This window comes from Microbacterium terrae, from assembly GCF_017831975.1.
GTDB lineage: Bacteria > Actinomycetota > Actinomycetes > Actinomycetales > Microbacteriaceae > Microbacterium > Microbacterium terrae.
Window position 1 is genome coordinate 1,026,955 of record NZ_JAFDSS010000001.1, and the last position, 26,882, is coordinate 1,053,836.

The 26,882-nt window shown below is 71.5% G+C and carries 28 protein-coding genes; 15 read left to right on the forward strand and 13 right to left on the reverse strand.

The genetic code is table 11. From position 1 onward, the window contains the following. Window position 1 precedes the first annotated feature (1 nt). On the reverse strand, window positions 2-589 hold the full coding sequence (locus tag JOD63_RS04685; protein ID WP_052682514.1) for a PH domain-containing protein: 588 nt from the start codon (window positions 587-589) through the stop codon (window positions 2-4). A 29-nt stretch (window positions 590-618) separates the two neighbouring features. Between JOD63_RS04685 and JOD63_RS04690 the strand changes: the two genes are divergently transcribed. The 8 genes from JOD63_RS04690 (at window position 619) to JOD63_RS04725 (ending at window position 8,937) form a co-directional block, all read left to right on the forward strand. Beyond that, window positions 619-2,325, forward strand: coding sequence for a dipeptide ABC transporter ATP-binding protein (locus tag JOD63_RS04690; RefSeq protein WP_211088048.1), 1,707 nt, complete (start codon window positions 619-621; stop codon window positions 2,323-2,325). A 158-nt stretch (window positions 2,326-2,483) separates the two neighbouring features. Then, window positions 2,484-4,397, forward strand: a complete 1,914-nt coding sequence (gene typA, locus JOD63_RS04695) for a translational GTPase TypA (RefSeq protein ID WP_045275766.1) — start codon at window positions 2,484-2,486, stop codon at window positions 4,395-4,397. A gap of 82 nt (window positions 4,398-4,479) precedes the next feature. Then, window positions 4,480-5,253 carry an AzlC family ABC transporter permease gene (locus JOD63_RS04700; RefSeq protein WP_045275767.1) on the forward strand — a complete coding sequence of 258 codons (774 nt, stop codon included), beginning with the start codon at window positions 4,480-4,482 and terminating at the stop codon, window positions 5,251-5,253. After that, window positions 5,250-5,564: an AzlD domain-containing protein gene (locus JOD63_RS04705; protein ID WP_045275768.1), complete on the forward strand. Its 315-nt coding sequence runs from the start codon at window positions 5,250-5,252 to the stop codon at window positions 5,562-5,564. Before JOD63_RS04700 ends, JOD63_RS04705 begins: the two co-directional genes overlap by 4 nt. 54 nt (window positions 5,565-5,618) lie before the next feature. Continuing rightward, window positions 5,619-5,984 (forward strand): hypothetical protein, encoded by a 366-nt coding sequence (locus tag JOD63_RS04710; protein WP_045275769.1) that lies wholly within the window; start codon window positions 5,619-5,621, stop codon window positions 5,982-5,984. Between the two features lie 29 nt (window positions 5,985-6,013). Continuing rightward, on the forward strand, window positions 6,014-6,334 hold the full coding sequence (gene fdxA / locus JOD63_RS04715) for a ferredoxin (protein ID WP_045275770.1): 321 nt from the start codon (window positions 6,014-6,016) through the stop codon (window positions 6,332-6,334). A gap of 2 nt (window positions 6,335-6,336) precedes the next feature. Beyond that, window positions 6,337-7,446 carry a succinyldiaminopimelate transaminase gene (dapC, locus tag JOD63_RS04720; RefSeq protein WP_045275771.1) on the forward strand — a complete coding sequence of 370 codons (1,110 nt, stop codon included), beginning with the start codon at window positions 6,337-6,339 and terminating at the stop codon, window positions 7,444-7,446. 192 nt (window positions 7,447-7,638) lie between these two features. Further along, on the forward strand, window positions 7,639-8,937 hold the full coding sequence (locus JOD63_RS04725; protein ID WP_084613529.1) for a citrate synthase: 1,299 nt from the start codon (window positions 7,639-7,641) through the stop codon (window positions 8,935-8,937). Window positions 8,938-9,002: 65 nt separating this feature from the next. Here the strand turns inward: JOD63_RS04725 and dapD are convergent, their stop codons facing one another. Beyond that, window positions 9,003-9,956 (reverse strand): 2,3,4,5-tetrahydropyridine-2,6-dicarboxylate N-succinyltransferase, encoded by a 954-nt coding sequence (gene dapD / locus JOD63_RS04730; protein WP_045275772.1) that lies wholly within the window; start codon window positions 9,954-9,956, stop codon window positions 9,003-9,005. Window positions 9,957-10,020: 64 nt separating this feature from the next. Here dapD and dapE point away from each other — a divergent pair, with 64 nt between their 5' ends. The 3 genes from dapE to JOD63_RS04745 all read left to right on the forward strand — a co-directional run bounded on the left by dapE (window position 10,021) and on the right by JOD63_RS04745 (window position 12,584). Continuing rightward, window positions 10,021-11,097, forward strand: coding sequence for a succinyl-diaminopimelate desuccinylase (gene dapE / locus JOD63_RS04735; protein WP_045275773.1), 1,077 nt, complete (start codon window positions 10,021-10,023; stop codon window positions 11,095-11,097). Then, the gene (locus JOD63_RS04740; protein ID WP_245617993.1) at window positions 11,079-12,314 is read left to right on the forward strand and encodes a hypothetical protein; all 1,236 of its coding nucleotides are present in this window, start codon (window positions 11,079-11,081) and stop codon (window positions 12,312-12,314) included. Before dapE ends, JOD63_RS04740 begins: the two co-directional genes overlap by 19 nt. A gap of 96 nt (window positions 12,315-12,410) precedes the next feature. Beyond that, a complete protein-coding gene (locus tag JOD63_RS04745) occupies window positions 12,411-12,584 on the forward strand; it encodes a DUF3117 domain-containing protein (protein WP_019179788.1) in 174 nt (57 codons plus the stop codon). Between the two features lie 88 nt (window positions 12,585-12,672). On the opposite strand, the gene JOD63_RS04750 is transcribed toward JOD63_RS04745, so the two are convergent. Continuing rightward, entirely contained in the window at window positions 12,673-13,311 is a 639-nt protein-coding gene (locus tag JOD63_RS04750; protein WP_045275774.1) for an O-methyltransferase, read from the reverse strand. Between the two features lie 74 nt (window positions 13,312-13,385). On the opposite strand from JOD63_RS04750, the gene JOD63_RS04755 reads away from it, so the two are divergent. Beyond that, window positions 13,386-13,769, forward strand: a complete 384-nt coding sequence (locus JOD63_RS04755) for a Sec-independent protein translocase family protein (protein WP_045275775.1) — start codon at window positions 13,386-13,388, stop codon at window positions 13,767-13,769. Between the two features lie 12 nt (window positions 13,770-13,781). Here JOD63_RS04755 and JOD63_RS04760 read toward each other — a convergent pair whose 3' ends face one another. The 3 genes from JOD63_RS04760 to JOD63_RS04770 are packed head-to-tail and all read right to left on the reverse strand — an operon-like array spanning window position 13,782 to window position 16,722. Further along, window positions 13,782-14,936, reverse strand: coding sequence for an Mrp/NBP35 family ATP-binding protein (locus JOD63_RS04760; protein WP_045275776.1), 1,155 nt, complete (start codon window positions 14,934-14,936; stop codon window positions 13,782-13,784). After that, on the reverse strand, window positions 14,933-15,454 hold the full coding sequence (locus tag JOD63_RS04765) for a DUF1003 domain-containing protein (RefSeq protein ID WP_045275800.1): 522 nt from the start codon (window positions 15,452-15,454) through the stop codon (window positions 14,933-14,935). The genes JOD63_RS04760 and JOD63_RS04765 overlap by 4 nt, the downstream gene beginning before the upstream one ends. After that, the gene (locus tag JOD63_RS04770) at window positions 15,454-16,722 is read right to left on the reverse strand and encodes a magnesium transporter MgtE N-terminal domain-containing protein (RefSeq protein WP_045275777.1); all 1,269 of its coding nucleotides are present in this window, start codon (window positions 16,720-16,722) and stop codon (window positions 15,454-15,456) included. The genes JOD63_RS04765 and JOD63_RS04770 overlap by 1 nt, the downstream gene beginning before the upstream one ends. Window positions 16,723-16,762: 40 nt before the next feature. On the opposite strand from JOD63_RS04770, the gene JOD63_RS17705 reads away from it, so the two are divergent. Both JOD63_RS17705 and JOD63_RS04780 read left to right on the forward strand, forming a co-directional pair. Next, a complete protein-coding gene (locus JOD63_RS17705) occupies window positions 16,763-17,506 on the forward strand; it encodes a general stress protein (RefSeq protein ID WP_245243873.1) in 744 nt (247 codons plus the stop codon). Beyond that, the gene (locus JOD63_RS04780; protein ID WP_307803159.1) at window positions 17,490-18,179 is read left to right on the forward strand and encodes an alpha/beta hydrolase family protein; all 690 of its coding nucleotides are present in this window, start codon (window positions 17,490-17,492) and stop codon (window positions 18,177-18,179) included. Before JOD63_RS17705 ends, JOD63_RS04780 begins: the two co-directional genes overlap by 17 nt. Before the next feature lie 52 nt (window positions 18,180-18,231). Here the strand turns inward: JOD63_RS04780 and JOD63_RS04785 are convergent, their stop codons facing one another. From JOD63_RS04785 to JOD63_RS04815, 7 genes are all read right to left on the reverse strand, one after another. Beyond that, window positions 18,232-18,633, reverse strand: coding sequence for a hypothetical protein (locus JOD63_RS04785; RefSeq protein ID WP_245243874.1), 402 nt, complete (start codon window positions 18,631-18,633; stop codon window positions 18,232-18,234). Then, a complete protein-coding gene (locus JOD63_RS04790; protein WP_084613291.1) occupies window positions 18,630-20,273 on the reverse strand; it encodes a radical SAM protein in 1,644 nt (547 codons plus the stop codon). The genes JOD63_RS04785 and JOD63_RS04790 overlap by 4 nt, the downstream gene beginning before the upstream one ends. Before the next feature lie 61 nt (window positions 20,274-20,334). Next, complete coding sequence (locus JOD63_RS04795) at window positions 20,335-20,766, reverse strand: hypothetical protein (protein WP_211088049.1); 432 nt, start codon at window positions 20,764-20,766, stop codon at window positions 20,335-20,337. Continuing rightward, on the reverse strand, window positions 20,759-21,544 hold the full coding sequence (locus JOD63_RS04800; RefSeq protein ID WP_211088050.1) for a prolipoprotein diacylglyceryl transferase: 786 nt from the start codon (window positions 21,542-21,544) through the stop codon (window positions 20,759-20,761). The genes JOD63_RS04795 and JOD63_RS04800 overlap by 8 nt, the downstream gene beginning before the upstream one ends. A 59-nt stretch (window positions 21,545-21,603) precedes the next feature. Continuing rightward, entirely contained in the window at window positions 21,604-23,394 is a 1,791-nt protein-coding gene (locus JOD63_RS04805) for a gamma-glutamyltransferase family protein (RefSeq protein ID WP_045274776.1), read from the reverse strand. Next, entirely contained in the window at window positions 23,391-24,815 is a 1,425-nt protein-coding gene (locus JOD63_RS04810; RefSeq protein ID WP_045274775.1) for an aminopeptidase P family protein, read from the reverse strand. The genes JOD63_RS04805 and JOD63_RS04810 overlap by 4 nt, the downstream gene beginning before the upstream one ends. A 49-nt stretch (window positions 24,816-24,864) precedes the next feature. Continuing rightward, window positions 24,865-25,887: an endonuclease/exonuclease/phosphatase family protein gene (locus JOD63_RS04815; protein ID WP_045274774.1), complete on the reverse strand. Its 1,023-nt coding sequence runs from the start codon at window positions 25,885-25,887 to the stop codon at window positions 24,865-24,867. A gap of 103 nt (window positions 25,888-25,990) precedes the next feature. Here JOD63_RS04815 and JOD63_RS04820 point away from each other — a divergent pair, with 103 nt between their 5' ends. Beyond that, window positions 25,991-26,854: a PHP domain-containing protein gene (locus tag JOD63_RS04820; protein ID WP_245617945.1), complete on the forward strand. Its 864-nt coding sequence runs from the start codon at window positions 25,991-25,993 to the stop codon at window positions 26,852-26,854. Window positions 26,855-26,882 lie beyond the last annotated feature (28 nt).

Here is a 26,882-nt window from a genome sequence, read left to right on the forward strand (position 1 = left end):
GTCAGGCCAGGCTGAACAGGGCCGCCGCGACCAGCGCGACGGTCACCACGAGCGCCGGGATGTTCCACGTCGTGGCGGTGCCGCCCTCCAGGTCGGCACCGCCCTGGCGGCGGTACGTCTCGAGGGTGCGGCGCACGAGCGCCGCGGCTCCGCCCGACAGGCTCGACTCCGAGTCGGACGGGCGGCGGCTGTCACCCTCGCCGGGCACGCCGGCGACCTCCTCGCGCCTCGTCGACAGTGCCTGACGGGCGCCCGGGGCGGGAGCCGCCCAGGCGCGGATGCGGGCACCGGAGCGCGTCGTGATGGTGAGCGCGTAGCGCGAGTCCACCTCGTCGACGTCGCCCCAGGGCACGCGGTGGGTGCGCACGAGGTTGCGCACCTCGACGAAGCCGTCGGTGACGGTGACCCGCGGATGCACGTAGAGCAGGTACGCGAGCCACGCCACGAGGACGATCGGCCAGCCCCAGCGGGCCAGCGATCCGAGGCCGTCCGAGACGGCCATGAAGACGAGGGCTGTGACGCACACCGCGATCGCACAGATCGCGAGGATCACCCCGCCGCGCGGACGGAAGACGACCGGCTGGGACATTCGACCATCCTGACACGAGGGACCACACGATGAGTACGAGCAAAGAGGCGCGCGGCGCCTCCCACGCACCGCAGGAGGGCGGCCCCGTGCTGTCCGTGAAGAACCTCGGGGTCGAGTTCTGGGTGGGTGACCGCTGGGCGGCCGCAGCCAAGCACGTCTCCTACGACCTGATGCCGGGCAAGGTGCTGGCGATCGTCGGCGAGTCGGGTTCGGGCAAGAGCACGAGCTCCATGGCGATCATGGGCCTCCTGCCCAAGAACGCCCGCGTGACCGGCAGCGCGCGCCTCGCGGGCCGCGAACTGGTCGGCGCACCCATCGAGCAGCTCCGCAAAGTGCGCGGCGAGGGGATCTCCGCGATCTTCCAGGAGCCGATGACGGCTCTCAACCCGGTTTACACGATCGGGTTCCAGATCTCCGAGACCCTCCTCACGCATCGCTCGAAGATGACGCGCAAGCTCGCCAAGGAGCGTGCGATCGAGCTGCTCCGCCTGGTCGAGATGCCCGACCCGACCAAGGCGTACAACTCGTACCCGCACCAGCTGTCGGGCGGTCAGCGCCAGCGCGCGATGATCGCGCAGTCGATCGCGCTCGACCCGCGGGTGCTCGTCGCCGACGAGCCGACGACGGCCCTCGACGTGACGGTGCAGGCCGAGATCCTCGATCTGCTGCGCAACCTCCACCAGAAGCTGGACTCGGCGATCATCCTGATCACCCACGACATGGGCGTCGTCGCCGACATGGCCGACGACGTCATGGTCATGAAGGACGGCGCCGTCGTCGAGCACGCCACCGCGGCGAAGATCTTCACCGAGCCGGAGCACCCGTACACGAAGGCGCTCATGGGGGCGGTCCCGCACCTCGGCCTCGGTGAGGCGAGCCACGAGATCGCCGTCGACCGCAACGAGGAGACCGCCGCGCTCTACCTGAAGGACGTCTCGATCGACTACCCCAAGCGCGGCCGGGTGCCCGCGTTCCGGGCCGTCGAGTGCGCTTCGCTGGCGATCATGCCGGGCGAGGTCACCGGGCTCGTCGGCGAGTCGGGATCGGGCAAGACCACGATCGCGCGCGCCGTCGTCGGTCTCGTCCCGACCGCGGAGGGGATGCTCCGCGTCGCCGGCCAGGACATGGTGGGCGTCGACGCCAAGGAGCTGCGCGCGGTGCGCCGCAAGATCGGCATCGTGTTCCAGGACCCGGGTTCGTCGCTCAACCCGCGCTGGCCCGTCGGCGAGTCGATCGGCGAGCCCCTCGAGCTCGCCGGACGCGGACGCAAGGACATCTCGAAGCGCGTCGAGGACCTCCTCGACCTGGTGGAGCTGCCGCGCGACTTCCGCAACCGCTACCCCCACGAGCTATCGGGCGGTCAGCGTCAGCGCATCGGCATCGCCCGCGCACTCGCGCTCGACCCGACGGTGCTCGTGGCCGACGAGCCGACCAGCGCGCTCGACGTGTCGGTGCAGGCTCGCGTGCTGGAGCTGCTCCAGCAGATCCAGAAGGAGAAGCAGTTCGCGACGCTCTTCGTGACGCACGACCTCGCCGTCGTCGATCTGCTCGCCGACCGCATCGCGGTGATGCAGCACGGCAAGATCGTCGAGCAGGGCTCGAAGGAGCAGATCCTCCGCAACCCGCAGAACGACTACACCAAGCGGCTGATCTCGGCCGTGCCGGTGCCCGACCCGGTGGAGCAGAAGCAGCGCCGCGCGGCCCGCGCGGCCCTGCTCGGACGCACCGCGAGCTGACACCCGGCGGCATCCGTCATCCGCCTGAGGGCCCGCGCACCGCACGGTGCGCGGGCCCTCAGGCTTCGCCCCGCGGCCTGCGGTAGGCTTGACCGTCGCTCGTGTGCCGATCGCACCGACGGCATCCGAAACTTTCCCACTCTCGCAAGGATTCCCTCATGGCGCGCGCCCTCCGCCCGGACCTCCGTAACGTCGCGATCGTCGCGCACGTCGACCACGGCAAGACCACGCTCGTCGACGCCATGCTCCGCCAGACCGGCTCGTTCGGCGAGCACGCGCACGTCGAAGAGCGCGCGATGGACTCGAACGACCTCGAGCGCGAGAAGGGCATCACGATCCTCGCCAAGAACACGGCGATCACCTACAACGGCGTCCACACCGACGTGCCGGTGACGATCAACGTCATCGACACCCCCGGCCACGCCGACTTCGGCGGCGAGGTCGAGCGCGGCCTGTCGATGGTCGACGGCGTCGTGCTGCTCGTCGACGCGAGCGAGGGTCCGCTCCCGCAGACCCGCTTCGTGCTGCGCAAGGCCCTCGAGGCGAAGCTCCCCGTCATCCTCCTCGTGAACAAGACGGACCGCCCCGACGCCCGCATCGCGGAGGTCGAGGAGGAGGCGCACGACCTGCTCCTGGGCCTCGCCTCCGACCTCCACGAGGACGTGCCCGACCTCGACGTCGACGCCCTGCTCGACGTGCCCGTCGTCTACGCCTCCGGCCGCGCCGGCGCCGCCTCGCGCACCCGCCCCGCCAACGGCGACCTGCCCGACAACGACGACCTCGAGCCGCTGTTCGAGGCGATCCTCGAGCATGTCCCGGCTCCCGAGTACGACGATGAGGCGCCGCTGCAGGCCTGGGTCACCAACCTCGACTCGAGCCCGTTCCTGGGGCGCCTCGCGCTCCTGCGCGTGTTCAACGGCACGCTGAAGAAGGGCCAGACGGTCGCCTGGGTGCGCCACGACGGCTCGTACTCGAACGCCCGCATCACCGAGCTGCTCAAGACCCGCGCCCTCGAGCGCTACCCGGCCGAGTCGGCCGGCCCGGGCGACATCGTCGCCATCGCCGGCATCGAGGAGATCACGATCGGCGAGACGATCGCCGACCCCGAGGATGTCCGGCCGCTGCCGGCCATCACGGTCGACGACCCCGCCATCTCGATGACGATCGGCACCAACACGTCGCCCCTCATGGGCAAGGTGAAGGGGCACAAGCTCACCGCCCGCATGGTGAAGGACCGCCTCGACCGCGAGCTCATCGGCAACGTCTCGCTCAAGGTCGTCGACATCGGTCGCCCCGACGCGTGGGAGGTGCAGGGCCGCGGTGAGCTCGCCCTCGCCATCCTCGTCGAGAACATGCGCCGCGAGGGCTTCGAGCTCACCGTCGGCAAGCCCCAGGTCGTGACCCGCAAGGGCGAGGACGGCAAGGTCAAGGAGCCGTTCGAGCACCTCACGATCGACGCGCCCGAAGAGCACCTCGGTGCGATCACGCAGCTCATGGCGGCGCGCAAGGGGCGCATGGACACGATGACCAACCACGGCACCGGCTGGGTGCGCATGGAGTTCATCGTCCCCTCGCGCGGCCTCATCGGCTTCCGCAGCGAATTCCTCACGATCACGCGCGGCACCGGCATCGCCAACGCCATCTCGCACGGCTACGACGACTGGGCCGGCGCCATCACGACGCGTCAGAACGGTTCCATCGTCGCCGACCGCACCGGTGTCGTCACCCCGTTCGCGATGATCGCCCTGCAGGAGCGCATGAGCTTCTTCGTGCAGCCGACCGAAGAGGTCTACGAGGGCATGGTCATCGGCGAGAACTCGCGCGCCGACGACATGGACGTGAACATCACCAAGGAGAAGAAGCTCACGAACATGCGTTCGTCGACCTCGGACTCCTTCGAGTCGATGACCCCGCCGCGTCTGCTCACGCTCGAGGAGAGCCTCGAGTTCGCCCGCGACGACGAATGCGTCGAGGTCACGCCCGAGAAGGTGCGCATCCGCAAGGTCGTGCTCGACGCGACCGAGCGCGGCCGCGCCGCGTCGCGCCTGAAGCGCCAGGACGCGAACGCCTGACCTGAATCGCACGACCGGCACCGGGCCACCCGCATCGCGGCGGCCCGGTGTCGTCGTCTCCGGCCGTCGATAGCATCGGACGGTGACCGACGCGCACTTCGACGACGCCGCGGCGCCGGGCGAGGCCCGTCGCGCCGCCCGCGAGGCGGCGGGGGTGGCGATCGCCACGAGCGCCTACGGCATCTCGTTCGGCGCGCTGGCGGTCGCTGCCGGACTCGACGTCTGGCAGACCTGCGTGCTGAGCCTCCTGATGTTCACCGGCGGGTCGCAGTTCGCGTTCGTCGGGGTGATCGCCTCGGGCGGCCTCGCCGCTGCGCCGGCGGCGATCGCGTCGGCGGCCCTGCTGGGCGTGCGCAACGCGGCGTACGGGATGCGGATGTCGCCGATCATCGGCGCCGGGTTCTGGCGCCGCGCCGCGGCATCCGTCTTCACCATCGACGAGTCGACCGCCGTCGCGCTCGCGCAGTCCTCGGCCCGTGCGCGCACCGTCGGGTTCTGGGTGACCGGCATCGGCATCTACGTCGGCTGGAACATCTCCACCCTCGCCGGAGCGCTCCTCGGCGACGTGCTGGGCGACGTGCGCGCCTACGGCCTCGACGCCGCCGCTGCGGCGGCCTTCCTCGCGCTGCTGTGGCCGCGTCTGCGTGCACGCCAGCCGATCGTGGTGGGCGTCGCTGCGGCCGTCGTCGCGACGATGCTGACACCGGTTCTCATGCCGGGACTGCCCGTGATCATCGCTGCCCTGGTGGCGGTGGTCGTCGGCTGGGCGAACTGGTTCTCGTCGCCGGTGCGCCGCGCGAGCGGGCAGGACTGGGACGAGCCCGACGATGTGCCCGAGCGCGGAGGACTCCCGTGACGCTCTGGAACGCGATCCTCATCGCGTCGATCATCTGCGTGGCGCTCAAGACCGCCGGGTACCTCGTGCCGGCGCGCGTGCTCGAAGCCCCGCGCGTCTCGCGGATCGCCGACCTGCTCACGGTGGCGCTCCTCGCCGCCCTCGTGGCGGTGCAGACGCTCGGCGTCGGGCAGGAGCTGGTGGTGGATGCGCGCGTCCCTGCGCTGCTCGTCGCCGCCGGGCTCCTGCTGATCCGCGCCCCGTTCCTGGTTGTCGTGGTCGCCGCGGCCCTCACCGCGGCGCTGCTGCGCCTGTGGGGCTGGGCAGGCTGACCGCCGGCGCCTGCAGAGCCGGTGGAGCGGCAGCGGCGCGGGTAGCATCGGAGGATGCGCTCGCTCTCGCTCGCCCGCGTGGGCACCTGGCTCGTCGGTGGAATCGTCGGTCTCGTCTACGGTGCAGCGGGCACGGTGGCGCACGCCTACAGCGTCGGCTGGTTCCCCCTCGGGCTCGTGCTGGGGATCATCGGATGCGGCGCGCTCCTGGTCGCCGTGCGGCTGCTCACCGAGGATCGCTGGGCGGCGCTCGCGGCGGGGCTGGGCATGATGGTCGCGACGTTGATGTTCTCGGGCAGCGGCCCCGGCGGATCGGTCGTCGTCCCGCAGACGGGGCTCGCGATGGTCTGGACCATCGCGCTCCCGCTGATCGTCGCCGGAGTGGTCGCGTGGCCGCAGCGCATGGCCCCTGCGGACTGAGCGCACCCGCGGCTGGGTAGACTGGCTGCGTGACGTATGTGATCGCTCTTCCGTGTGTGGACGTCAAGGACCGCGCGTGCATCGACGAGTGCCCCGTGGACTGCATCTACGAGGGTGAGCGGTCGCTGTACATCCACCCCGACGAGTGCGTCGACTGCGGCGCCTGCGAACCGGTGTGCCCCGTCGAGGCGATCTACTACGAAGACGACCTCCCCGACGAGTGGCAGGACTACTACAAGGCCAACGTCGAGTTCTTCGACGACATCGGCTCCCCGGGCGGCGCCGCCAAGACCGGCGTCATCGCGAAGGACCACCCGATCATCTCGGCGCTCCCTCCGCAGGATCACTGATCGTGGGGGTCGCCGACCTCGCCGACTACCCGTGGGATGCCGTCGCGCCGTATGCGAAGCGCGCACGGGAGCATGCGGGCGGCATCGTCGACTTGTCGATCGGATCCCCGGTCGATGAGACCCCCGCGCTGGTGCGCGACGCCCTCGCGGCAGCGACCGATGCCCACGCCTACCCGCAGACGATGGGAACTCCAGCGCTGCGCGAGGCGATCGTCGCCTGGTACGCCCGCCGTCGCGGCGTGACGGGTCTCGGCACCGAGAACGTGCTGCCCACGGTCGGCTCGAAGGAGCTCGTCGCACTTCTGCCGCTGCTCCTCGGCCTCGGTCCGGGCGACGTCGTCGTGCATCCGCGGGCGGCGTACCCGACGTACGAGGTGGGAGCTCGCCTGGTGGGCGCGACGCCGTTCGCGTCGGACGACCCCGCCGAGTGGCCCGCCGCGACCCGGCTGGTGTGGGTCAACTCGCCCGGCAACCCCGACGGCCGGGTGCTCGACGTCCCGGCACTGCGATCCGCGCGCGTGCACGCGCGGGAGCTCGGAGCGGTGCTCGCATCCGACGAGTGCTACGCCGAACTCGGCTGGGACGCCCCGTGGGATGAGCAGCCCATACCGTCGGCGCTCGATCCTGCAGTGACCGACGGCGACCTCACCGGTGTGCTGTCGGTGTACTCGCTGAGCAAGCAGTCGAACCTCGCCGGGTACCGCGCCGCCTTCCTCGCCGGCGACGCGGACGTGGTCGGCGGCCTCCTCACCGCCCGCAAGCACCTCGGGCTCATGCTCCCGTGGCCCGTGCAGCAGGCCATGGAGGCGGCCCTCGCCGACGACGAGCACGTCGCGCGGCAGAAGGAGCTGTACCGCGCTCGGCGCGCACTGCTCAAGCCCGCTGTCGAAGCCGCGGGATTCCGCGTCGACGCGAGCGAGGCCGGGCTCTACCTCTGGGCGACGGAGGGTCGTGACGCGTGGGAGAGCGTGGGCCGGCTCGCCGATCTCGGAATCCTCGCCGGCCCCGGCCACTTCTACGGGGCGCACCACCCGAATCACGTGCGCCTGTCGCTCACGGCGACCGACGAGCGCATCGCCGCGGCGGCGGCTCGGCTCCACGGGGCCGGGTGACCGGAGGAATCCTCCACGTCGGGCCGTGAGCCTTTGGCCGTGTCAACAGTAGGCGTGCGCGCCCACTAGGCTGTAGAGGCGCACAGGTGCGGCTATCTCGCCCATCGTGCGCACCGGCCGCCCGGCCGCGCATCCCACATCGCGTCCCGGCCGAATGACCCCCGGAACGACCAGAAATCGCGAGGAGGCGCCGTGAACGACGCGGGCACCCAGCAGGAGAAGGCCACACTCACGGTCGACGGCAAGGCCGTCGAATTCCCGATCCTGCACGCCACAGACGGCTCGTCGAGCATCGACTTCGCGAGCCTGACGCGCCAGACCGGCCACACGGCGCTCGACTACGGATTCGTCAACACCGCGGCGACGAAGTCGGCGATCACGTACATCGACGGCGACAAGGGCATCCTGCGCTACCGCGGCTACCCGATCGAGCAGTTGGCGAAGAACAGCACGTATCTCGAGGTCGCCTGGCTGCTCATCTACGGTGAGCTCCCGACGGCCGACGAACTGGCCGAGTTCGACAACAAGATCCGCCGGCACACACTGCTGCACGAGGACCTCAAGCGCTTCTTCCCCGCGCTCCCGCACACCGCGCACCCGATGTCGGTCCTCTCGGCCGCCACCGCGGCGCTCTCGACGTACTACGAGAACGAGTCCGACCCGAACAACCCCGAGCACGTCGAGCTCAACACGATCCGCATGATCGCCAAGCTCCCCGTGATCGCGGCGTACGCGCACAAGAAGAGCGTCGGCCAGGCCTTCCTCTACCCCGACAACTCGCTCGGCTTCGTCGACAACTTCCTGAAGCTCAACTTCGGCGTGCTGTCCGAGGTCTACGAGGTCAACCCGGTCATGTCGCGCGCCCTCGAGCGCCTGCTCATCCTCCACGAAGACCACGAGCAGAACGCCTCGACGTCGACGGTGCGCCTGGTGGGCTCGACCGGGGCGAACCAGTTCTCCTCCATCTCGGCCGGCATCAACGCCCTCTACGGTCCGCTGCACGGTGGAGCCAACGAGGCGGTCCTCGACATGCTCGGCCGCATCCGCGACTCGGGCGAGAGCGTGCAGCGCTTCGTCGAGCGGGTCAAGAACAAGGAAGACGGCGTGAAGCTCATGGGCTTCGGGCACCGCGTCTACAAGAACTACGACCCGCGTGCGAAGCTCGTGAAGGAGTCGGCCGACGAGGTGCTCGAGGCGCTCGGCGTCAGCGACCCGCTTCTCGACCTCGCGAAGGAGCTCGAGGAGATCGCCCTCAACGACGACTACTTCCGGGAGCGTCGCCTCTACCCGAACGTGGACTTCTACACGGGCGTCATCTACAAGGCGATGGGCTTCCCGACCCGCATGTTCACCGTGCTGTTCGCGATCGGCCGCCTTCCCGGCTGGCTCGCCCAGTGGCGCGAGGCCACCCGCGACCCGCAGACCAAGATCGGCCGCCCGCAGCAGCTGTACATCGGCGCGGGCGAGCGCAATTACCCCGGTCAGGGCTGACACGCCGCACGTCCGCACATGACAAGAGGCCCGGGAGCACCCGGGCCTCTCGTCATGCTTGCACGTCAGGCGTGCAGTGCCTCGTTGAGGGTCACGCCGACCCCGGCGCGCCCCACGGCTTCGACGGCGCCCGATACGGAGTTGCGCCGGAAGAGGATGCCGTCACGGCCTGAGAGCTCGGCACCCTTGACGATCGGGCGGCTGCCGTCGGCGGTGGGAGCCGCGTCGGCGAGGACGATCTTCGTGCCGGCGGTGACATACAGGCCCGCCTCCACGACGCAGTCGTCGCCGAGCGAGATGCCGATGCCCGAGTTCGCGCCGAGCAGGGTGCGGGCTCCGATGGAGACCTTGTGGGTGCCGCCGCCCGACAGGGTGCCCATGATCGAGGCGCCGCCGCCGATGTCGCTGCCGTCGCCGACCACCACGCCCTGCGAGATGCGGCCTTCGACCATCGACTGGCCGACGGTGCCGGCGTTGAAGTTGACGAACCCCTCGTGCATCACGGTGGTGCCGGGGGAGAGGTGGGCACCGAGACGGACGCGGGATGCATCGGCGATGCGCACGCCCGCGGGGGTGACGTAGTCGAGGAGCCGCGGGAACTTGTCGAGGCCCTGCACCTGGATGCCGGCGCGGAGGAGCGCCGGGCGCAGCCGCGTGAGGTCGTCGGGGTGAACGGGTCCGGCGTTCGTCCAGGCGACGTTCGGGAGGTGCCCGAAGATGCCGTCGAGGTTGACCTCGTTCGGCTTCGCGAGCAGGTGCGAGAGCGCGTGAAGTCGCAGGTAGGCGTCGGACGTCGATGCGGGGGCGGCATCGAGGTCGATCTCGACGAGCACCGCTGCCACGGTCACGCCGCGCCGCTCGTCGGCACCGATCAGGTGGCCGAAGCGACCCGCAGCCGCGTCGAGGTCGAAACCGGCCGGCGCGGCGCCCGCCTGCGGCTCGGGGTACCACGTGTCGAGAACCGTGCCGTCGCCTGCCGTCGTCGCGAGGCCGACGCCCCACACCCATCGTTCACTCATGCTGTCAACGCTAGCGCGCCGCTGCGCGCCGTCGTGTCCGATGACGGCTGGCTAGACTCGGGGGATGCCGGTGCTCGATCTGTCAGCCTCCTCTCTCGACATCACGCGCACGATCTGCGACATCCCGAGTGTGTCAGGCGATGAGGTCACCCTCGCCGACGCCATCCACGAGGCGATCGCCGACCTGCCGCATCTGCAGATCCACCGCGACGGCGACACGATCGTCGCGCGCACCGACCTCGGGCGGGCGCAGCGCGTGGCGATCGCGGGGCACATCGACACCGTGCCGATCAACGCGAACCTCCCCACACGCGACATCGAGATCGACGGCGTGCCGCATCTCTGGGGGCGTGGGACCGTCGACATGAAGGCGGGCGTCGCGGTTCAGCTCAAGCTGGCCGCGGAGCTCGCCGACCCCCGCGTCGACATCACGTGGATGTGGTACGACCACGAAGAGGTCGACGCCGACCTCAACGGACTGACCCGCCTCGCGCGCACGCGCCCCGACCTGTTCGCAGCCGACTTCGCGATCCTGGGTGAGCCGTCGAACGGCGCCGTCGAGGGCGGCTGCAACGGCAACCTGCGCGCAATCGCCCGCACCCACGGCGTCCGGGCGCACAGCGCCCGCGCATGGATCGGCGAGAACGCCATCCACCGTGCGGCGCCCATCCTCACCCGCCTCGCCGAATACCGCCCGCGCGAGATCGAGGTCGAGGGTCTGGCATACCGCGAGGGACTCAACGCCGTGCGCATCGGCGGGGGCGTGGCAGGCAACGTCATCCCCGACCTGTGCGAGGTCGAGGTGAACTACCGCTTCGCTCCGAGTCGCAGCGCCGCCGAGGCGGAGCAGCACGTCCGCGACGTCCTGGAGGGCTTCGACGTCGAGATCGTCGATCTCGCCGCGGGTGCACGCCCCGGGCTCGACGCGCCGCTCGCGCAGGAGTTCCTCGCGGCGGTCGGCGCCGAGCCGCGCCCGAAGTACGGCTGGACCGATGTCGCGCGGTTCAGTGCGATGGGCGTCCCCGCCGTGAACTACGGCCCCGGCGACCCCCACCTCGCCCACCACGACGAGGAGCGGGTGCCGGTGGAGCAGATCGCCTCGGTCGAGGCCGGTCTGCGGACGTGGCTGGCGAAGCGCTGACGTCGGCGGCGGCGACGCGGTCGGGAGGGTGGAAGCACCTTCCCGCGGCGCTGCGCATCGGCATCCTCTATCTCTCGGCGCGCGTCGTCACGACGATATTCCTGGTGACGGCCGCCGAGCAGTCGGGCTTCGACTCGCGTTTCGGGCCCGACGCGACCCTCACCGACCTCATCCTCGGATGGGACGCCCGCTGGTACTGGATCGTCGCGGAGACCGGCTACCCGGCCGATCTGCCGCTCACCGACGGCGGGAGCGTCGCCGAGAATCAGTGGGCGTTCATGCCGCTGTTCGCATACCTCGCGAAGGCCGTCGCGCTCCCGTTCGGAGGCACGTGGGCGGTCGGCGCGTTCATCGTCGCGATCGTCGCAGGCTACGGCGCGTCGTACGTGCTGTACCGGATGCTGCGCGAACGCCTCGACGAGACCGCAGCCACCTGGGCGACGGTGTTCTTCGCCGCGGGGCCGTTGGCGGCGCTCTTCCAGGTCGGATACGCCGAGGGGCTGTTCCTCTTCTGGCTCTTCCTGGCGCTGTGGGGCGTGCAACGGCGTCGGTACGGCTGGCTGTACCTGCTCGTCCCGCTCATGGGATACACCCGCCCGGGCGTGCTCGCATTCGCCCTCTTCCTCGGGCTCTACGGCATCTGGCGCTGGGTCCGCCGTCGGCAGGAGCCGCTGCCGGTGCGCGAGATCGTGCACATCATCGCGCTCGGCGCGCTTGCCGTCGCGGTGGGCTTCTCGTGGCAGCTCATCGTGGGGTGGGTGACCGGTGACCCCGGTGCGTATCTCGCAACCGAGCTTTCGTGGCGGCGCAACTGGATCCCCGGGGAGGCGGTCTTCGTCCCGTTCGAGGGCGTGATCTCGGCAGCGGGCTTCTGGTTCGGATCGGTGTGGGGATCGACGGCGACCGTCGGCTACGTGGTCCTCGCACTCGGAGTCGCGGCGATCGCGGCGGTGCTGATCTTCGAGCCGCACGTGAAGCGCCTCGGAGTGGAGGTGCGCCTCTGGTCGGCCAGCTACCTCGTGTACCTCCTGCTCGTGTTCTTCCCGCAGTCGAGCATCTTCCGCCTCCTCCTGCCGCTGTCGCCGCTGTGGGGTGCGGTCGCCGCACCCCGGTCGACCCTGTGGCGGGTGACGATGCTCGTCGCCTGCGTCGCCGGCCAGTGGTGGTGGATCCACGAGATGTACGCACTCGGGAATGAGTTCTGGCGCGTGCCCTGAACCGGACGCTGTCCACCGGTCCGACGTCGTGCGAAACCAGGGTGCCGGGCGCGGGATAGACTGGACGTCGCAGACCATCGATGAAAGGGAGCCGCAATGGCAGCCATGAAGCCGCGAACCGGAGACGGGCCGATGGAGGCGGTGAAGGAGGGTCGCCTCATCATCGTGCGCGTGCCGCTTGAGGGCGGTGGGCGCCTCGTCGTGTCGGTGAACGACGCTGAGGCCAAGGAGCTCTACGACGTCCTGGGCGGCGTCGTCAACGCAGCCTAGACGCAAAGAAGCGGAGAACGGCCGGTCCTTCGGGACCGGCCGTTCCGCGTACCCGGATGCCGGGCCCGCCGCACCGGGCGGCCGGCGGTCAGTCGCGCTCGGGGACCGTGGTGAGCTGGAGCAGGCCCTCGCCGACGATGGACAGCGCGCCGATGACGGCGGGGGAGCCCTGCGTCTCCTGGATGAGGGAGCGGTATGCGGTCGTGACGGCGTCGCGCTTGACGGGGTCGGCGACCGCGCCACCGGCCATGACGCGCGGGACGAGGACCGTGCCGCCCGAGCGCACCAGACGCAGGCCGTGCTCGACGTACTCGATGACGCCCTCCGGGTCTGCGTCGACGAGGACGATGTCGTATGACGCCTCGTTCATGCGCGGGAGCACGTCGGCCGCGCGGCCGGTGATGAACCGGGCACGTGCGGGCGGGATCTTCGCCTCGGCGAACGCCTGACGCGCTGCGCCCAAGTGCTCCGGCTCCTTGTCGATCGTGGTGAGGGTCGCGCGGGGCGCGCCGTGGAGCAGCCACAGGCCCGATACGCCGGCGCCCGTGCCGATCTCGACGATGTTGAGCGCCTGCGAGGCCGCCGCCAGCACCGCGCACTGCGCGCCGATCGTCGCGCTGATGGGTGCCGCGCCGAGCTCCAGCGCATGCGCGCGGGCGCGCGAGATGTGCTCGGGTTCGACCGTGGCCTCGTCGGCGAACCGCTGGTTCGCGCTCTGCTCTGCCATCGTCATTCCTCCGCGTCACAGCCTACGCGGCGACGTGGCGCGGACCGACCAGGCGCGACGGGTAACCTGATCCCATGTTCTTCGGCCTCACGATCGAGAAGCTGCTGCTGATCGGCGTCATCGCAGCCTTCGTCATCGGCCCGGAGCGTCTTCCCCGCTACGCGGAGTCGCTGGCGAACTTCACCCGACGTGCCCGTGACTGGGTCAGCTCCGCGAGGACGCGGGTGCGCGACGAGATGGGCGAGGACTTCGACGACGTCGACTGGAAGACCCTCGACCCCCGTCAGTATGACCCGCGGCGCATCATCCGCGAGGCGCTGCTCGATGATGCGCCGGGGGTGGCATCCGTCCCTGCGGTCGCCGCGCCGGCGCCGATCACCCCGCCCGTCGCCTCCGCGCCCGCGCGGGAGCCGTTCCGGGCCGGCGAGCGTCCGCCGTTCGACGCCGAAGCGACCTGACCCGAGCTCGCGTCACTGCAGACGCAGGGGGAGCGATCGCCCGGCGAGTCCGCGGCGAGACGTGGCGAGGGATGCCGCGATGCGGCGGATCTCCTCCGCCGCGGCATCCGTCGGCGCACCCACGACCACGGGGGCACCCGCGTCGCCACCGGCTCGCAGCGCCGGGCTCAGCGGGACGGAGCCGAGAAGGGGCACCGATTCGCCACCGGCCGACAGCGACTCGGCCACCTCCGCGCCGCCGCCGGCGCCGAACAGGTCGAGCGTCGATCCGTCGGGGAGCGTCATCGCGGCCATGTTCTCGATGACGCCGATGACACGCTGACCGGTCTGCCGCGCCACCACGGCGCTGCGCACAGCGACGTCGGACGCCGCGGACTGCGGCGTGGTCACGACGAGGACCTCGGCGTGGGGGAGCAGCTGACCGACCGAGATCGCGACGTCGCCGGTGCCCGGCGGCATGTCGAGCAGCAGCACGTCGAGGTCGCCGAAGTGCACGTCGGTGAGGAACTGCTGCACGGTGCGGTGCAGCATCGGCCCACGCCAGGCGACGGCGCCGAGGGGCCCGTCGCTCTCGGAGCGCCGGAGGAACATGCCGATCGAGATCACTTTCACGCCGTGCGCGACCGGCGGCAGCATGAGGTCGTCGATGCGTGTCGGCTGCGGCACCGACCCGTCGGGGGAGACCAGTCCGAGGAGCCCCGGGATCGAGAACCCGTGCACGTCGGCGTCGATGAGCCCGACGGCGAGGCCGCGCTCGGCCAGCGCGACGGCGAGATTGGCGGTGAGGGTCGACTTGCCGACGCCGCCCTTGCCGCTGGTCACGGCGATGATGCGCGTGAGGGAGTCGGGACCGAACGGCATCTCGCGGGGCGCGCGACCGTCGCGCAGCTTCTCCGTGAGGGCACGCCGCTCCTCGGGTGTCATGACGCCGACCTCGAGCTCGACGTCGTCGACGCCGGGGACGGATGCCGCGGCCGCGCGGACGTCGCTGCTGATGCGCTCCGCCGCCGGGCATCCCGCGATCGTGAGCACGATCCCGACGCGGGCCACCGCGCCGTCGAGGTCGATCCTGCGCACCATGTCGAGATCGCCGATCGGGCGGCGCAGCTCCGGGTCGGTCACCGCGGCGACGGCACGCCGGACGTCGTCGACGGACGGCGTGCTCATCGCGAGCCCTCGCCCGCCTCGGCCGAATCGAGGCGATCGAGGGTGGCGCGCAGCTCGGTGCGCAGCACGTCGCGGGTGAGGACCTCTCCGGTCAGGTCGGTGAGCGCCATCCGCAGGGCCACGATCTCGCGCGCCAGGTATTCGGTGTCGGCCAGGTTGCGCTCCGCGCGCTGGCGGTCCTGCTCGATCTGCACGCGGTCGCGGTCGTCCTGGCGGTTCTGCGCGAGGAGGATGAGGGGCGCGGCATACGAGGCCTGCAGCGACAGCATGAGCGTGAGCGCGGTGAAGCCGTTCGCGGCGGAGTCGAACCGGTACTGCTCGGGCATGAGCGTGTTCCACGCGATCCACGCGACGCAGAAGAGGGTGAGGCCGAGGAGGAACGCCGGCGTGCCCATGGCGCGCGCAACCCACTCGGTGAATCGGCCGAACCGATCGCGCGAGGGTGCCGGCGGGCGCGACAGCATGCCACCGCGCCCGCGGGGGGCGTCGAGGGCGGGCCGGCGCGACGCCTTCGCCATCATCGGGTGGCTCCGATCGGCGTGTTCGGCTGGTCCTCGTCGTGCGAGCGCCAGTCGTCGGGCAGCAGGTAGTCGAGCACGTCGTCGACGCTGACCGCGCCGACGAGGCGGTGCGCCTGGTCGATCACCGGCACCGAGACGAGGTTGTAGCTCGCGAGCATGCGCGCCACCTCTGCGGCGGTCGCCTGTGCGGGCACCGCGTCGATGGCGTCGTCGATGATCGCGCCGAGGCGCTCGTGCGGCGGGTAGCGCAGCATCCGCTGGAAGTGGACGGTCCCGAGGAGGCGCCCCGTGGGCGTCTCGTACGGCGGCAGGGTGATGAACACTGCCGCGGCGAGGGCGGGGTGCAGCTCATGGCGGCGGATGAGAGCCAGGGCCTCTGCGACGGTGGCGTCGGCGGAGAGGACGATCGGCTCGCTCGTCATGAGTCCGCCGGCGGTGTCGGGTCCGTACTTGAGGAGCGCGCGCACGTCTTCGGCCTCTTCGGGCTCCATGAGGTCGAGGAGCTCCTCCGACCGCGCCTCGGGCAGCTGACCCAGGAGGTCGGCGGCGTCGTCGGGCTCCATCGCATCGAGGATGTCGGCGGCGCGCTCGTCGCCGAGGGCCTCGAGGATGTGCACCTGCTCGTCTTCGGGCATCTCTTCGAGGGCATCGGCGAGTCGCTCGTCGGGGAGCTCCTCGACCACCTCGATGAGCCGCTCCTCGGGGAGATCGAGGAGCGTGTTCGCCAGGTCGGCGGCCTTGAGGTCGGAGTAGGTGGCCACGAGCTGCTCGGCGGACTGCGCTTCTCCCGGGCTCTGCGATTCGCGGACGTCGCGCCAGGCGGCGAACGTGGTCGGCCCCTTCGCGAACGGCGCGGCGCTGGTGCGGGGACGGCGCAGGAACAGCTGGCCGACATCCCACTCGCCGAGCCGGCTGCGCTCGATGGCGACGTCCTCGATGACGCCCTCGCCCGAGCCGTCGGCGAGGAACACGCGGCGGCCGAGCATCTCGGCCATGACCCGCACCTCGCCGCCGCGCTGCTGGAATCGGCGCACGTTGATGAGTCCGGTCGTGATGACCTGGCCCGTCGCGATCGAGGTCACGCGGCCGATCGAGAGGAACACGTGCCGACGGCCCGGGATCTCGACCACGAGTCCCACGACGCGCGGCGGATCGTCTTTTCGATAGACGACGACGACGTCGCGGACCTTGCCGAGACGGTCGCCGGAAGGGTCGAAGACCGAGCACCCTGACAGGCGCGCGACGAATACCCTCTGCGTGCTCACGCGTTCCAGCGTAGTGCGGCGACCGTGGGAGGATGGGCAGATGAGCATGATCGGAGGGCGCCCGGCATCGGGCTCGACCGAGGTCGGCGAGACCGTGGCGCAGTTCCCCACGTACGAGGGTGCGCAGAAGGCCGTCTCATCGCTGATCGCCGGTGAGGTGCCCGCCCGCGACATCGCGATCGTCGGCTCGGGACTGCGCTCCATCGAGAGGATCACCGGCCGGCTCGGCTATGCCTCCGCTGCGCGCTCGGGTGCGGTCAACGGACTCCTGCTCGGCCTGCTCTTCTCGGCGATCATCGTGATCGGGTCGCCCGATGTGCCCATCCAGGCCTTCGTCGGGGTGCTGTTCGTGGGGATCGCGATCGGGATGCTGCTGAGCATCGTCACCTACTCGTTCGTCCGGCGCCGCCGCGATTTCGCGTCGGTGGTGCAGGTCGTGGCGGATCATTACGAGGTGACCGTCGCGGCCGGCAGCATCCACAAGGCCCGCGGCGTGCTCGGCGGCGGCACGGCGCCGGCCCCTGCCTCGGCCCCGCTGGCCGCACCCGCCGCGACGCCCGCCCCCGGCCCGGCCGCGCCGGCGGACGAGGAGCCGCCGCGCTATGGGGAGCGCGTGGCGCCCGACAGCGCTGCGACGGGCTCGGAGAGCACGGGGTCGGCGAACACCGGCTCGGCGCCCACGGACTCAACGCCCTCCGCCACCGATGACGGCGCTGACGATGCGCACGACGCCCCGTCGCCCGACCGGGCGGCTGCGGAGGACTCCGGTGACCGACCGGCCTGACGCCGGCCTCGCGCTGCGCATCCCGGTCGAGCTGCCGTCGGGGGCGACCACCGTCTCGGGGGTGCTCGAGGCAGCCGATGAGCCGTGGGCGGCGCTCGCCGTGACCCACGGCGCCGGCACCCGCTTCGACCACCCGGGCGTGACCGGCTTCGCCGGTGCGCTGGCGCGGCTCGGGGTGACGACCCTGCGGTTCAACCTGCCGTACGCCGAGGCGGGGCGACGGATGCCGGGGCCGGCGTCGCACGCCATCGCCGGCTGGACCGGCGCTCTCGCCGCGCTCGCCGAGGCGGCGCCCGGGCTCGCGCTCTGGGCCTCCGGTCGCTCGTACGGCGGTCGCATGGCCTCGATGGCCGCTGCCGAGGGAGCGATCGCTCCCGCCGGGCTCGTGTACCTCGGCTATCCGCTCCACCCGCCGGGACGACCCGACAAGCCGCGCGTCGAGCACCTTCCGCAGGTGAACGCGCCGCAGCTGTTCGTGTCGGGCACGAAGGATCCGTTCGTCGATCCGCACGAGCAGCTCGAAGCGGCGGTCGCCTCGTGCCGCGACGCGGAACTCCTCTGGATCGAGGGCGCCGGCCACTCCTTCGACGTGGCCGGGCGTCGCCGGCCCGCCGCAGAGACCGCCGCCGACCTCGCCGTGCCGGTCGTGGAGTTCCTGCGCCGCCAGGGCTGACGCCCCCAGCGAGCGACGATGTCGCCGGGCCGCACGCGGCCCCGGGGACGGGCTACGACACCAGCTGCACGACGAACAGCACGATTCCGGCCGCACCCGCGGCTGCGAGCACTCCGAGGTAGAGCAGCACGAGCCGCGTGTCGCGCAGCCAGCACCGCGAACGCTTCAGCCCGCCGCGCCAGGCGCGCCAGTACCCGGCGAATCCGATCACCGCGAAGACGGTCAGGGCGAGCGGGCCGAGCAGCCAGCCGAGCGCTGCGATGGTGGCATAGATGCACAGCCGGAGCGGATCGTAGGGCGGAGCATCCGTCGCCGAATCGGCACCGGCGGCCGCCCCCGCGGGGCCCCCGCCCCCGACGACCGCGTCGCGACGGGCGATGATGTCGGCCGGCCGCGGGCCGCGCGAGATTCGCGCGGCGGCGGCTGCCGCATCCTCGCCGTCCCGGATGGTCACGGCGTTCTCCGCACCGATGCGAGCAGCTGGTCGGCGCTGGCGACGACCGTCGGCGCACCCGACGAGGCCCGGGCGTGCGACGCCGTGCTCACCCGCTGGCGTGCGAGCGGCCCCCAGGCCTGCACGGCGCAGAACGGGGCGCACTGCTGCCCGCCGTCGTCGCCGATCGTGCCCACGTGCACGCAGCACTGCACCAGGCGCTCCTCGAGCATGTTCGAGATGTCCTGGAACGGCTTGATCGTGATCCGCTTGACCCGCTCGCCCATGAGGCGACGCATCCGGTCGCGCTGCCCGGGGAGCCGGCTGGCCGCCAGGGTCGCGAGGGTGCTGATGCCGAGGTCGCACTGCTGGCAGACGTTCTGCCAGAGCGCCGCCGTGCGCGAGTCCGCCGGCGACGCCTGCTCGCTCAGCAGGTCGAGGAACGACGTCTTGACCAGCTCGCGCAGCTGCAGCGGGATCGACCGGTCGGCGACCCGGTTCGCGAGGCCGTCGGGGTCGATCTCGAGCCACTGCAGCAGCTCGTCGTGCCCGACGAGGGCGACGAGCGATCGCCAGACGCCCGAGTCGTCCTTGAGCAGGTAGCCGACCGAGGCGCAGTGCGGGTGCGAGCAGGGCAGCGCGGTGAGATCGTGCCAGTTCACCACGCCGCCGGTCTGCGGACCGAGCCGGGCGAGCACGCCGGTGTGGGTGAGCCTGTCCATCGGGTCGATGGGGTTGCCGCGCCCCGAGCCGAACACCGGCTGCAGGGCGATCCCACTGACGAACGGCGTTTCGAGGGCGCGCATCACCACGTCGCCGATCTCGTGGTCGTTGACCCCGAGGGCCGCGGTCATCGTGAGGGTCGTGAAGATCTCCGCCTTCGACAGACGCTCGATCGCCGCGTCCTTGAACCGGGTGAGATCGCCGCCGCGGTGGTGGACGGATGCCTCGGCAGACGGCCCGTCGTACTGCAGGTAGACCTCGAGCCGGTCGCGGTGGCGGGCGAGGAGTTCGACCATGCGGTCGTCGCTCGCGATCAGCATCCCGTTCGTGTTGAGCATGATGCGCACGACCGGGCGCTCGACCAGCTCGGCGAGGAGCTCCTCGAGCTGCGGGTACAGCGTCGGTTCGCCGCCGGAGAGCATGAGCACGTCGAGGCGGCCGTTCTCGCGCGCCAGCCGCGCGTCGACATTCGCGAGCACGGTCTCGAGCGGCGCGACGCCGGTGAGCTGCGGCCCCGACGCCGTGAAGCACGTCGGGCAGCGCAGGTTGCAGTGCTCCGTGACGTCTTCGAGGAGGATGCAGGTGTGCTGCGTCTGCATCGCCGGCAGTCCGTACGCGTAAGCCTCGGGGATCTGCCGGTAGTTGTCGGGGCGGTCGGGCACGTGCTGCTTCGTCGGCGCCTGCCACTGCTCGAGGTAGCGGAGGATCTCGGGGTCCTCGTCGTAGAGCGTTCGCACGAGGCCGTGGTCGGGGCATCCGCGCTCGAGCCACACCCGCCCGTCACGCACCATGAGCATGCCCGACAGCCGCCGGACCGACGCGAGGTCGGCATCGGGATCATGACACTTCGGGCAGTACGCGGTCACGTACCGGTGGATGCGGTCGCCGCGCAGCGGCTGACCGTCGCCGAGCGTACGGCCGCGGAACGGGGTCGTCATCGTCACAGGGTCTCCCAACGGATGTGGCGGAGGTGCGTCTTGAGGGTGGTCGTCTCCGCGGTCAGTACGTCGTGAGCAGTGCCACGCACACGCCGCCCACGATGAGCACCCCGGCGCCGACCGCGATGAGGATGCCTGCACCGGTGCGCCGGGTGCGCGGGATGACCGCGAGGATGATCCCCGCGATGAGCAGCAGCGGCGGCATCCCCAGCCAGGCCATGATCGGGATCCAGTACATGTCGGTCCCGCCGACGAGGAGCGAGAGCGCCCACACGAGGAGGAACGCGGCGACGCCGATCCCGATGCCGAGCCACAGCGACCCGTGCCCGCCCGGTGACGGCTGCGGTGCTCCCGGCGGCTCTTCGCCGGGAGGTGGGGGAGGTCCGGGGGGCTGTCCACCGGCCGGCGGCGGTGCGCCGGGAGGCGGCGTGAAGCCGGGAGGCGGGCCGTATCCGGCGGGAGGGCCGTACCCGGGCGGTGGGGCGTCAGTCATCGCGACCTCCGAGGGGGGATGGGACGGGGGATGCCGCCGGCAGCGGCCGGGCGATGCGCACCACGCGCCAGGCGAGCAGCGGCAGCATGACGAGGAGGAACCACTGCGGACGCGTGAGCCCGAGCCAGACCTGCTCGTTCGCGCGCGCGAACTCGACGAGGAACCGGAACAGGGCGTAGGCGGCGACGTAGGCGACGAACAGCTCGCCGGGCCGGCGCATCCGGTCGCGCATGCGCCAGAGCACGGCGAACGCGGCGATCTGGAACAGCGCCTCGTAGAGGTATGTGGGATGAAGACCCACGCCGGCTGGTCCGCCGAGCGCGGCGGCGTGCTCGGGTGTGAGGATGATGCCCCAGTCGCCGCCCGTCGGGTGTCCGGGCAGCTCGGTGAGGAGGCACCCGATGCGGCCGATGCCGATCGCGAGGGCGACGGCGGGCGCGAACAGGTCTCCGGTCGAGGGGGAGTAGCGGGTGATGAGCTTGCCGACGTGCACGCCGATCCATGCGCCGACCAGTCCGGCCAGCACACTGCGGTTGCCGTCCATCCACCACTGGGCGAGGGTATCGTTCGCGCTCGGGTCGACCTGCTGCCACCAGGTGCCCACGCGCGATCCGATCGCGCCGAAGGCGAGGCAGGTGCCCGCGATGATCCACAGCCGATCGTCGTGGAGGCCCCGGCGGCGCACCTCCCACGCGAAGACGGCGATCCCGGCCGCGATCCCGAGCGCGACGAAGACCGCGTGCACGACGCCGTCGCCGGCGGCCGGAAGGCCGATCATGCGCGAACTCTATCGCCGCGCACGCGGTCAGGGTGGGAATGACGGCGACGACGTTCGCGTCAGCGTCCGGCGGCGTACCCCTGCATCCCCCGCGCGTTGGCCGCGCCCCACAGGAGCCCCGACTCGCGATCGATTCCGACGGCCGAGAGACGCCCCAGGCGCCAGTCGCCGGCGCGAACGACGTCGTGTCCCCGGCGCCGCAGCCCGTCGATCACATCGTCTCCGAGGCGGTCCTCGACCACGACTCCCGCCGGCTCCCACGTGCGCGGCCAGAACGAGTCGACGAGCGCCGTCGTGTGGAGGGTCGGTGCGTCGAACGCCTCCTGCGCGGTCCATCCGCCCACGAGCATCCGCAGCAGCGCGGGCAGCTGCCACTGGTCCTGCTGGTCACCGCCGGGCGTGCCCAGTGCCGCGATGGCGGCGCCGTCGCGCAGCACGAGGGTGGGCGTCAGCGTGGTGCGCGGGCGTGCCCCGGGGCGCAGCGCGGAGGGCGCCGACTCGTCGAGCCACATCATCTGCAGCCGCGTGCCGAGGCAGAACCCGAGCTCGGGAATGGCGGGCGAGGACTGCAGCCAGCCGCCCGACGGCGTCACGGCGACGATGTTGCCCCAGCGGTCGACGACGTCGATGTGGCAGGTGTCGCCGCGCGTCTCGCCGGTGCGCGCGACCGTCGGCTCGCCCGTTCCGGCGAAGGCCACCTGCTCGTCGGCGGTGCGACGCAGCGGCGGGCGGAACCCGGGGTCGCCGTCGACGATGCCCGGCCGCCACTCCCGCGACGCCTCGGCGCCGATCGATTCCCGGCGAGCCGCGACGAAGTCGTCGCCGAGCAGCGTGGTGAGCGCGGCGCCGTCGCCGAAGTGCGCGTCGCGGTCGGCGAGTACCAGCTTCAGCGTCTCGATCACGGTGTGCGCGCCGTCCGGCGTCGAGACGTCGAGCAGATCGTCGGGGAGGGGCTCGAGGATGCGGAGCGCCTCGAGGAGCGCCGGTCCCTGGCACCACGCGCCGGCCTTGGCGACGACATGGCCGCGGAACGGTGCGGTGACTGCCGCCTCGTACCCGGCGCGGAACCCGGCGAAGTCGTCGGCGGTGATCACCGCCGCGTGCTCGCCTCCCGACGCGTGGCGGTGCGGCGCGCGGAGGAAGGCCGACGCCGTCTGTGCGACGAACCCGGTGGCCCACTCGTCGCGGGCGGCGTCGATGCGCGCCTCGCGCGTCGGAGCCTCGGCGCCTGCGGTGATGAGTCGTTCGAGCACACCCGCGTACGCGGGGTTGCGGTGCAGACTCCCCGCCGCCGGCACGCCTCCGTCCGGCAGCCACAGCTCGGCGGAAGAGGGCCAGTCGACGCGGAACAGATCCTGCACCCGCTCGATCGTCGCCACCGTCGTGGGCAGCAGCGGCACGCCCGCCCGGGCGTACCCGATGGTCGGTGCGAGCACGTCGTCGAGCTCCAGCGTGCCGTGGTCGCGCAGCAGCAGGAGCCAGGCGTCCACGGCGCCCGGCACGGCGGCCGCGAGGCCACCGGCGCCGGGCACGAGATCGAGACCTTCGGAGCGGAAGTGCGTGATCGTCGCGCCCGCCGGCGCCGGGCCCTGGCCCATCAGCACGCGTGCGGTGCCCGGCTCCCCGGCGGTCGCGAAGATGCCGACGAGGTCGCCGCCCGGACCGTTCAGGTGCGGCTCGACCACGTGCAGCGCGAAGCCTCCGGCGACCGCGGCATCGAACGCGTTCCCGCCGCGCTCGAGCATCGACTGGGCGACGGCCGTCGCGATCCAGTGCGTCGACGCGGCCATGCCGAACGTGCCCGACAGGGTCGGGCGCGTGGTGAACGCGGGAGGTGCCGAGAAGCTCACGCCGCCGGGTTCAGGCGCGCGATCCAGGTCTCGACCTCGTCGGCCGTGCGCGGGATGCCGGCCGACAGGTTCACCGCGCCCTCCGCCGTCATGAGCACGTCGTCCTCGATGCGCACGCCGATGCCGCGGTACTCCTCGGGGACGGTCAGATCGTCGATCTGGAAGTACAGTCCCGGCTCGATCGTGAACACCATGCCCGGCTCGAGGATGCCGTCGTAGTACATCTCGCGACGCGCCTGGGCGCAGTCGTGCACGTCGATCCCCAGGTGGTGGCTCGTGCCGTGCACCATGTACCGACGGTGCTGGCCGCCGCTGTCGGCATCCAGCGCCTCCTGCGCGGTCACGGGCAGCAGTCCCCACTCGGCGGTGCGGGCCGCGATCACGCGCATGGCGGCCTCGTGCACCGAGCGGAACGTGACGCCCGGCACCGCCGCGGCGAACGCCGCGTCGGCCGCCTCGCGGACGGTCTCGTAGACGCGGCGCTGGATGTCGGTGAACCGACCGCTCACCGGCAGCGTGCGGGTGATGTCGGCGGTGTACAGGCTGTCGACCTCGACGCCCGCGTCGACGAGGATCAGGTCGCCGGGAACCACGGCGCCGTCGTTGCGCGTCCAGTGCAGGTAGCAGGCGTGGGGGCCGGATGCCGCGATCGTGTCGTAGCCGACCGCGTTGCCGTCGGTGCGGGCGCGTCGGTGGAAGACTCCCTCCACCACCCGCTCGCCCCGCGCATGCGCGACAGCGTCGGAGAGGTGCGCGACGATGTCGTCGAAGCCCTGCGCGGTCACGTCGACGGCGAGGCGCATCTGGGCGATCTCGTACTCATCCTTGACGAGGCGCAGCTCCGACACGGCCCGGGCGAGGTCGGCGTCGTCGTCGAGCACCACGTCGTCGTCGCCCGCGGCGAACTCGTCGATGTGCGCGGTCGCGATGCCCAGGTCGGCGGCGACGCCGGGGAGCGCAGGTCGCGGTCCGATCCAGAACTCGCCCACCGAAGCGTCGGAGTAGAACTCCGCGGTGGTGCGGTCTGCGCGCTCGCGGAAGTAGAGGGTCACGTCGTGACCGTCGGCAGCAGGTTCGAACACGAGCACGGCGCCGGGCTCCGAGTCCGCTCCCCACCCGGTGAGGTGCGAGAAAGCCGAGTGCGCGCGGAAGGCGTAGTCGGTGTCGTTGCTGCGCTGCTTGAGGTCGCCGGCGGGGATCACGAGCCGCTTGCCGGGGAACAGGGCCGACAGCGCATCACGGCGCGCTGCGGCGTACGGCGCCTGCGCGCGCTCGACCGGCAGCGAGTCCGGCCGCTCGGACCAGCCCGTGGAGATGGTGTCGAGGAAGCCCTGTCCGTACGGCTGTCGACGGTTCGTGCTCGTCGTCGTGGCCTGCGTCGGTTCCTGCGCGATCGTGTCGCCTTCGCCCGTGGTGCTCATCGTCCCAGTCTCGCACGCGGGAGCCGTCGTCGCCGCCGGAATGATGCGGTCAGCCGAGGGGCTCCAGCTGCACCACGAGGGGGCGGTGATCGCTGGTGGAGCCGCTCGAGGCGTCGAGCACGAGCGAGCCGGTCGCCCGCCAGTGGCCCGAGGCCAGAACGTGGTCGATCGGAGCGCCCGCGAGCGCCGGCATGGCCGTCGTCCAGGTTCCGACCGCGCCGTTGCCGGTCTCGACTGCGGCGTCGTGGCAGCGGCCGAGGGTGCCGTCTTCGACGCCGAGCTGCCCCATGTGGTCGACCGTCGCGTTGAAGTCGCCCGCCATGATCACATCGTCCTGGCCGCACTGGTCGGCGAGCCATTGCAGGTCGGCGCGCCAGTGCTCCATGTCGTCGGGCCGCGGCGCCACCGCGTGCGCGGCGACGATGGTCGGGCCGGTGCCGTCGACGGGCATCGCCACGACGCTCGGAACGGTGGATGTGTTGCTCGTGCCGTCGGCGGAGGACGCGATGACCGAGTAGTCGCCGAGGGCGGGGGAGATGAGGAGCGTGGTCGACCGTGCGTCCCAGCCGTCTTCGCCGTATTCGGCGTGGTGCACCCACATCGGATGCCCGAGCTCGCGCATCGCGATCGCCACCTGCTCGCCGGATTCGACCGTCGTCTCGGGGAGGGTGACGATGTCGGCGCTCATCGCCACGGCGATCTTCGCGACGCGCTGCGGGTCGGTGGCCTCGCCGCCCGACGTGTTCCACGTCAACACGCGGATGCTCTCGTCCGTCTCGGCGGGAAGCCCGGTGGTGCCGATACCCCGGCTCACCATGATGACCGAGCCTGCGACCGCGGCGACGCCGAACACGATCGCCAGCGACAGCGCGAAGGCCCGCATCGGACGGATGAGCGACATCAGCATCGCGAGCACCAGCAGGGCGACGAAGACGCCGACGAGGATGCCGCGGAACGACACGATCTGCGCGATCGGGAACAGGTGCTCGACGCGGAAGAAGACCGGCCAGGTGAGGACCGCCGCCGTGATCGCGCAGAGCACGGTCACGAGGATCCCCAGCAGCCGAAACACGACCGCGAGCCTATGTCAAGAGGCTGGGAGATCGGTCAGCGACGGGCCGGGAACGACGATGCCCGCCCCCGGAACCCACCGGCGATCGCGCTACGCTCGGACGGTGCATGCGACGCGGCGATTCGACGGGCCCAGCGACCTGCATCTGCATTCCGTGCACTCCGACGGGACCGAGCCTCCTGCCGCGGTGATGTCGGCCGCACACCGCCACGGGCTCCGCACCGCAGCACTCACCGACCACGACACGACGTCGGGGTGGGCGGAGGCTGCGGAGGCGGCATCCTCGCTCGGGATGACGTTCATCCCCGGAATGGAGCTGTCCGCACGCCACGAGTGGCGGAGCGTCCACGTGCTCGCGTACCTCGTCGATCCCGACGACGCGCAGCTGCGGGCCATGACCGACCGCATCCGGTCGTCGCGCCTGGATCGCGCGCGCCTCATGGCCGACCGGATCGCGCGCGACTACGACCTCGTCTGGGACGACATCCTCGCCCAGACGACCGACGGGGCGACCGTGGGGCGCCCGCACATCGCCGACGCGCTCATCGCGCGCGGCCTCGTTCGCGACCGCGCCGAGGCGTTCTCGGGAATCCTCAGCCCGCGCGGCGACTACTACGTCGCCCTGTATGCCCCCGATCCCGTCACGGCGGTCGCCCTGGTGAGCGGCGCCGGGGGAGTGCCGATCATCGCGCACCCCGCCGGTCGCGCCGGCGTGCTCCCCGACCGCCTGCTCGAGCGCATGCTCGATGCCGGCCTCGCCGGGTTCGAGCTCGGGCATCGGGAGAACACCGGATCGGGCCTGCGGATGCTGCAGCAGCTGTGCCGCGACCGCGATCTCATCGTCACGGGGTCGAGCGACTACCACGGACTCGGCAAGCCCAACCAGCCGGGGGAGCACACCACCGCGGACGACATGGTCGCCCGCATCATCGAGCGCGCAGACGGAAGCGCCCCCGTCTACCCGTAGGCGGACAGGGGCGCTTGCGCGTCAGGCT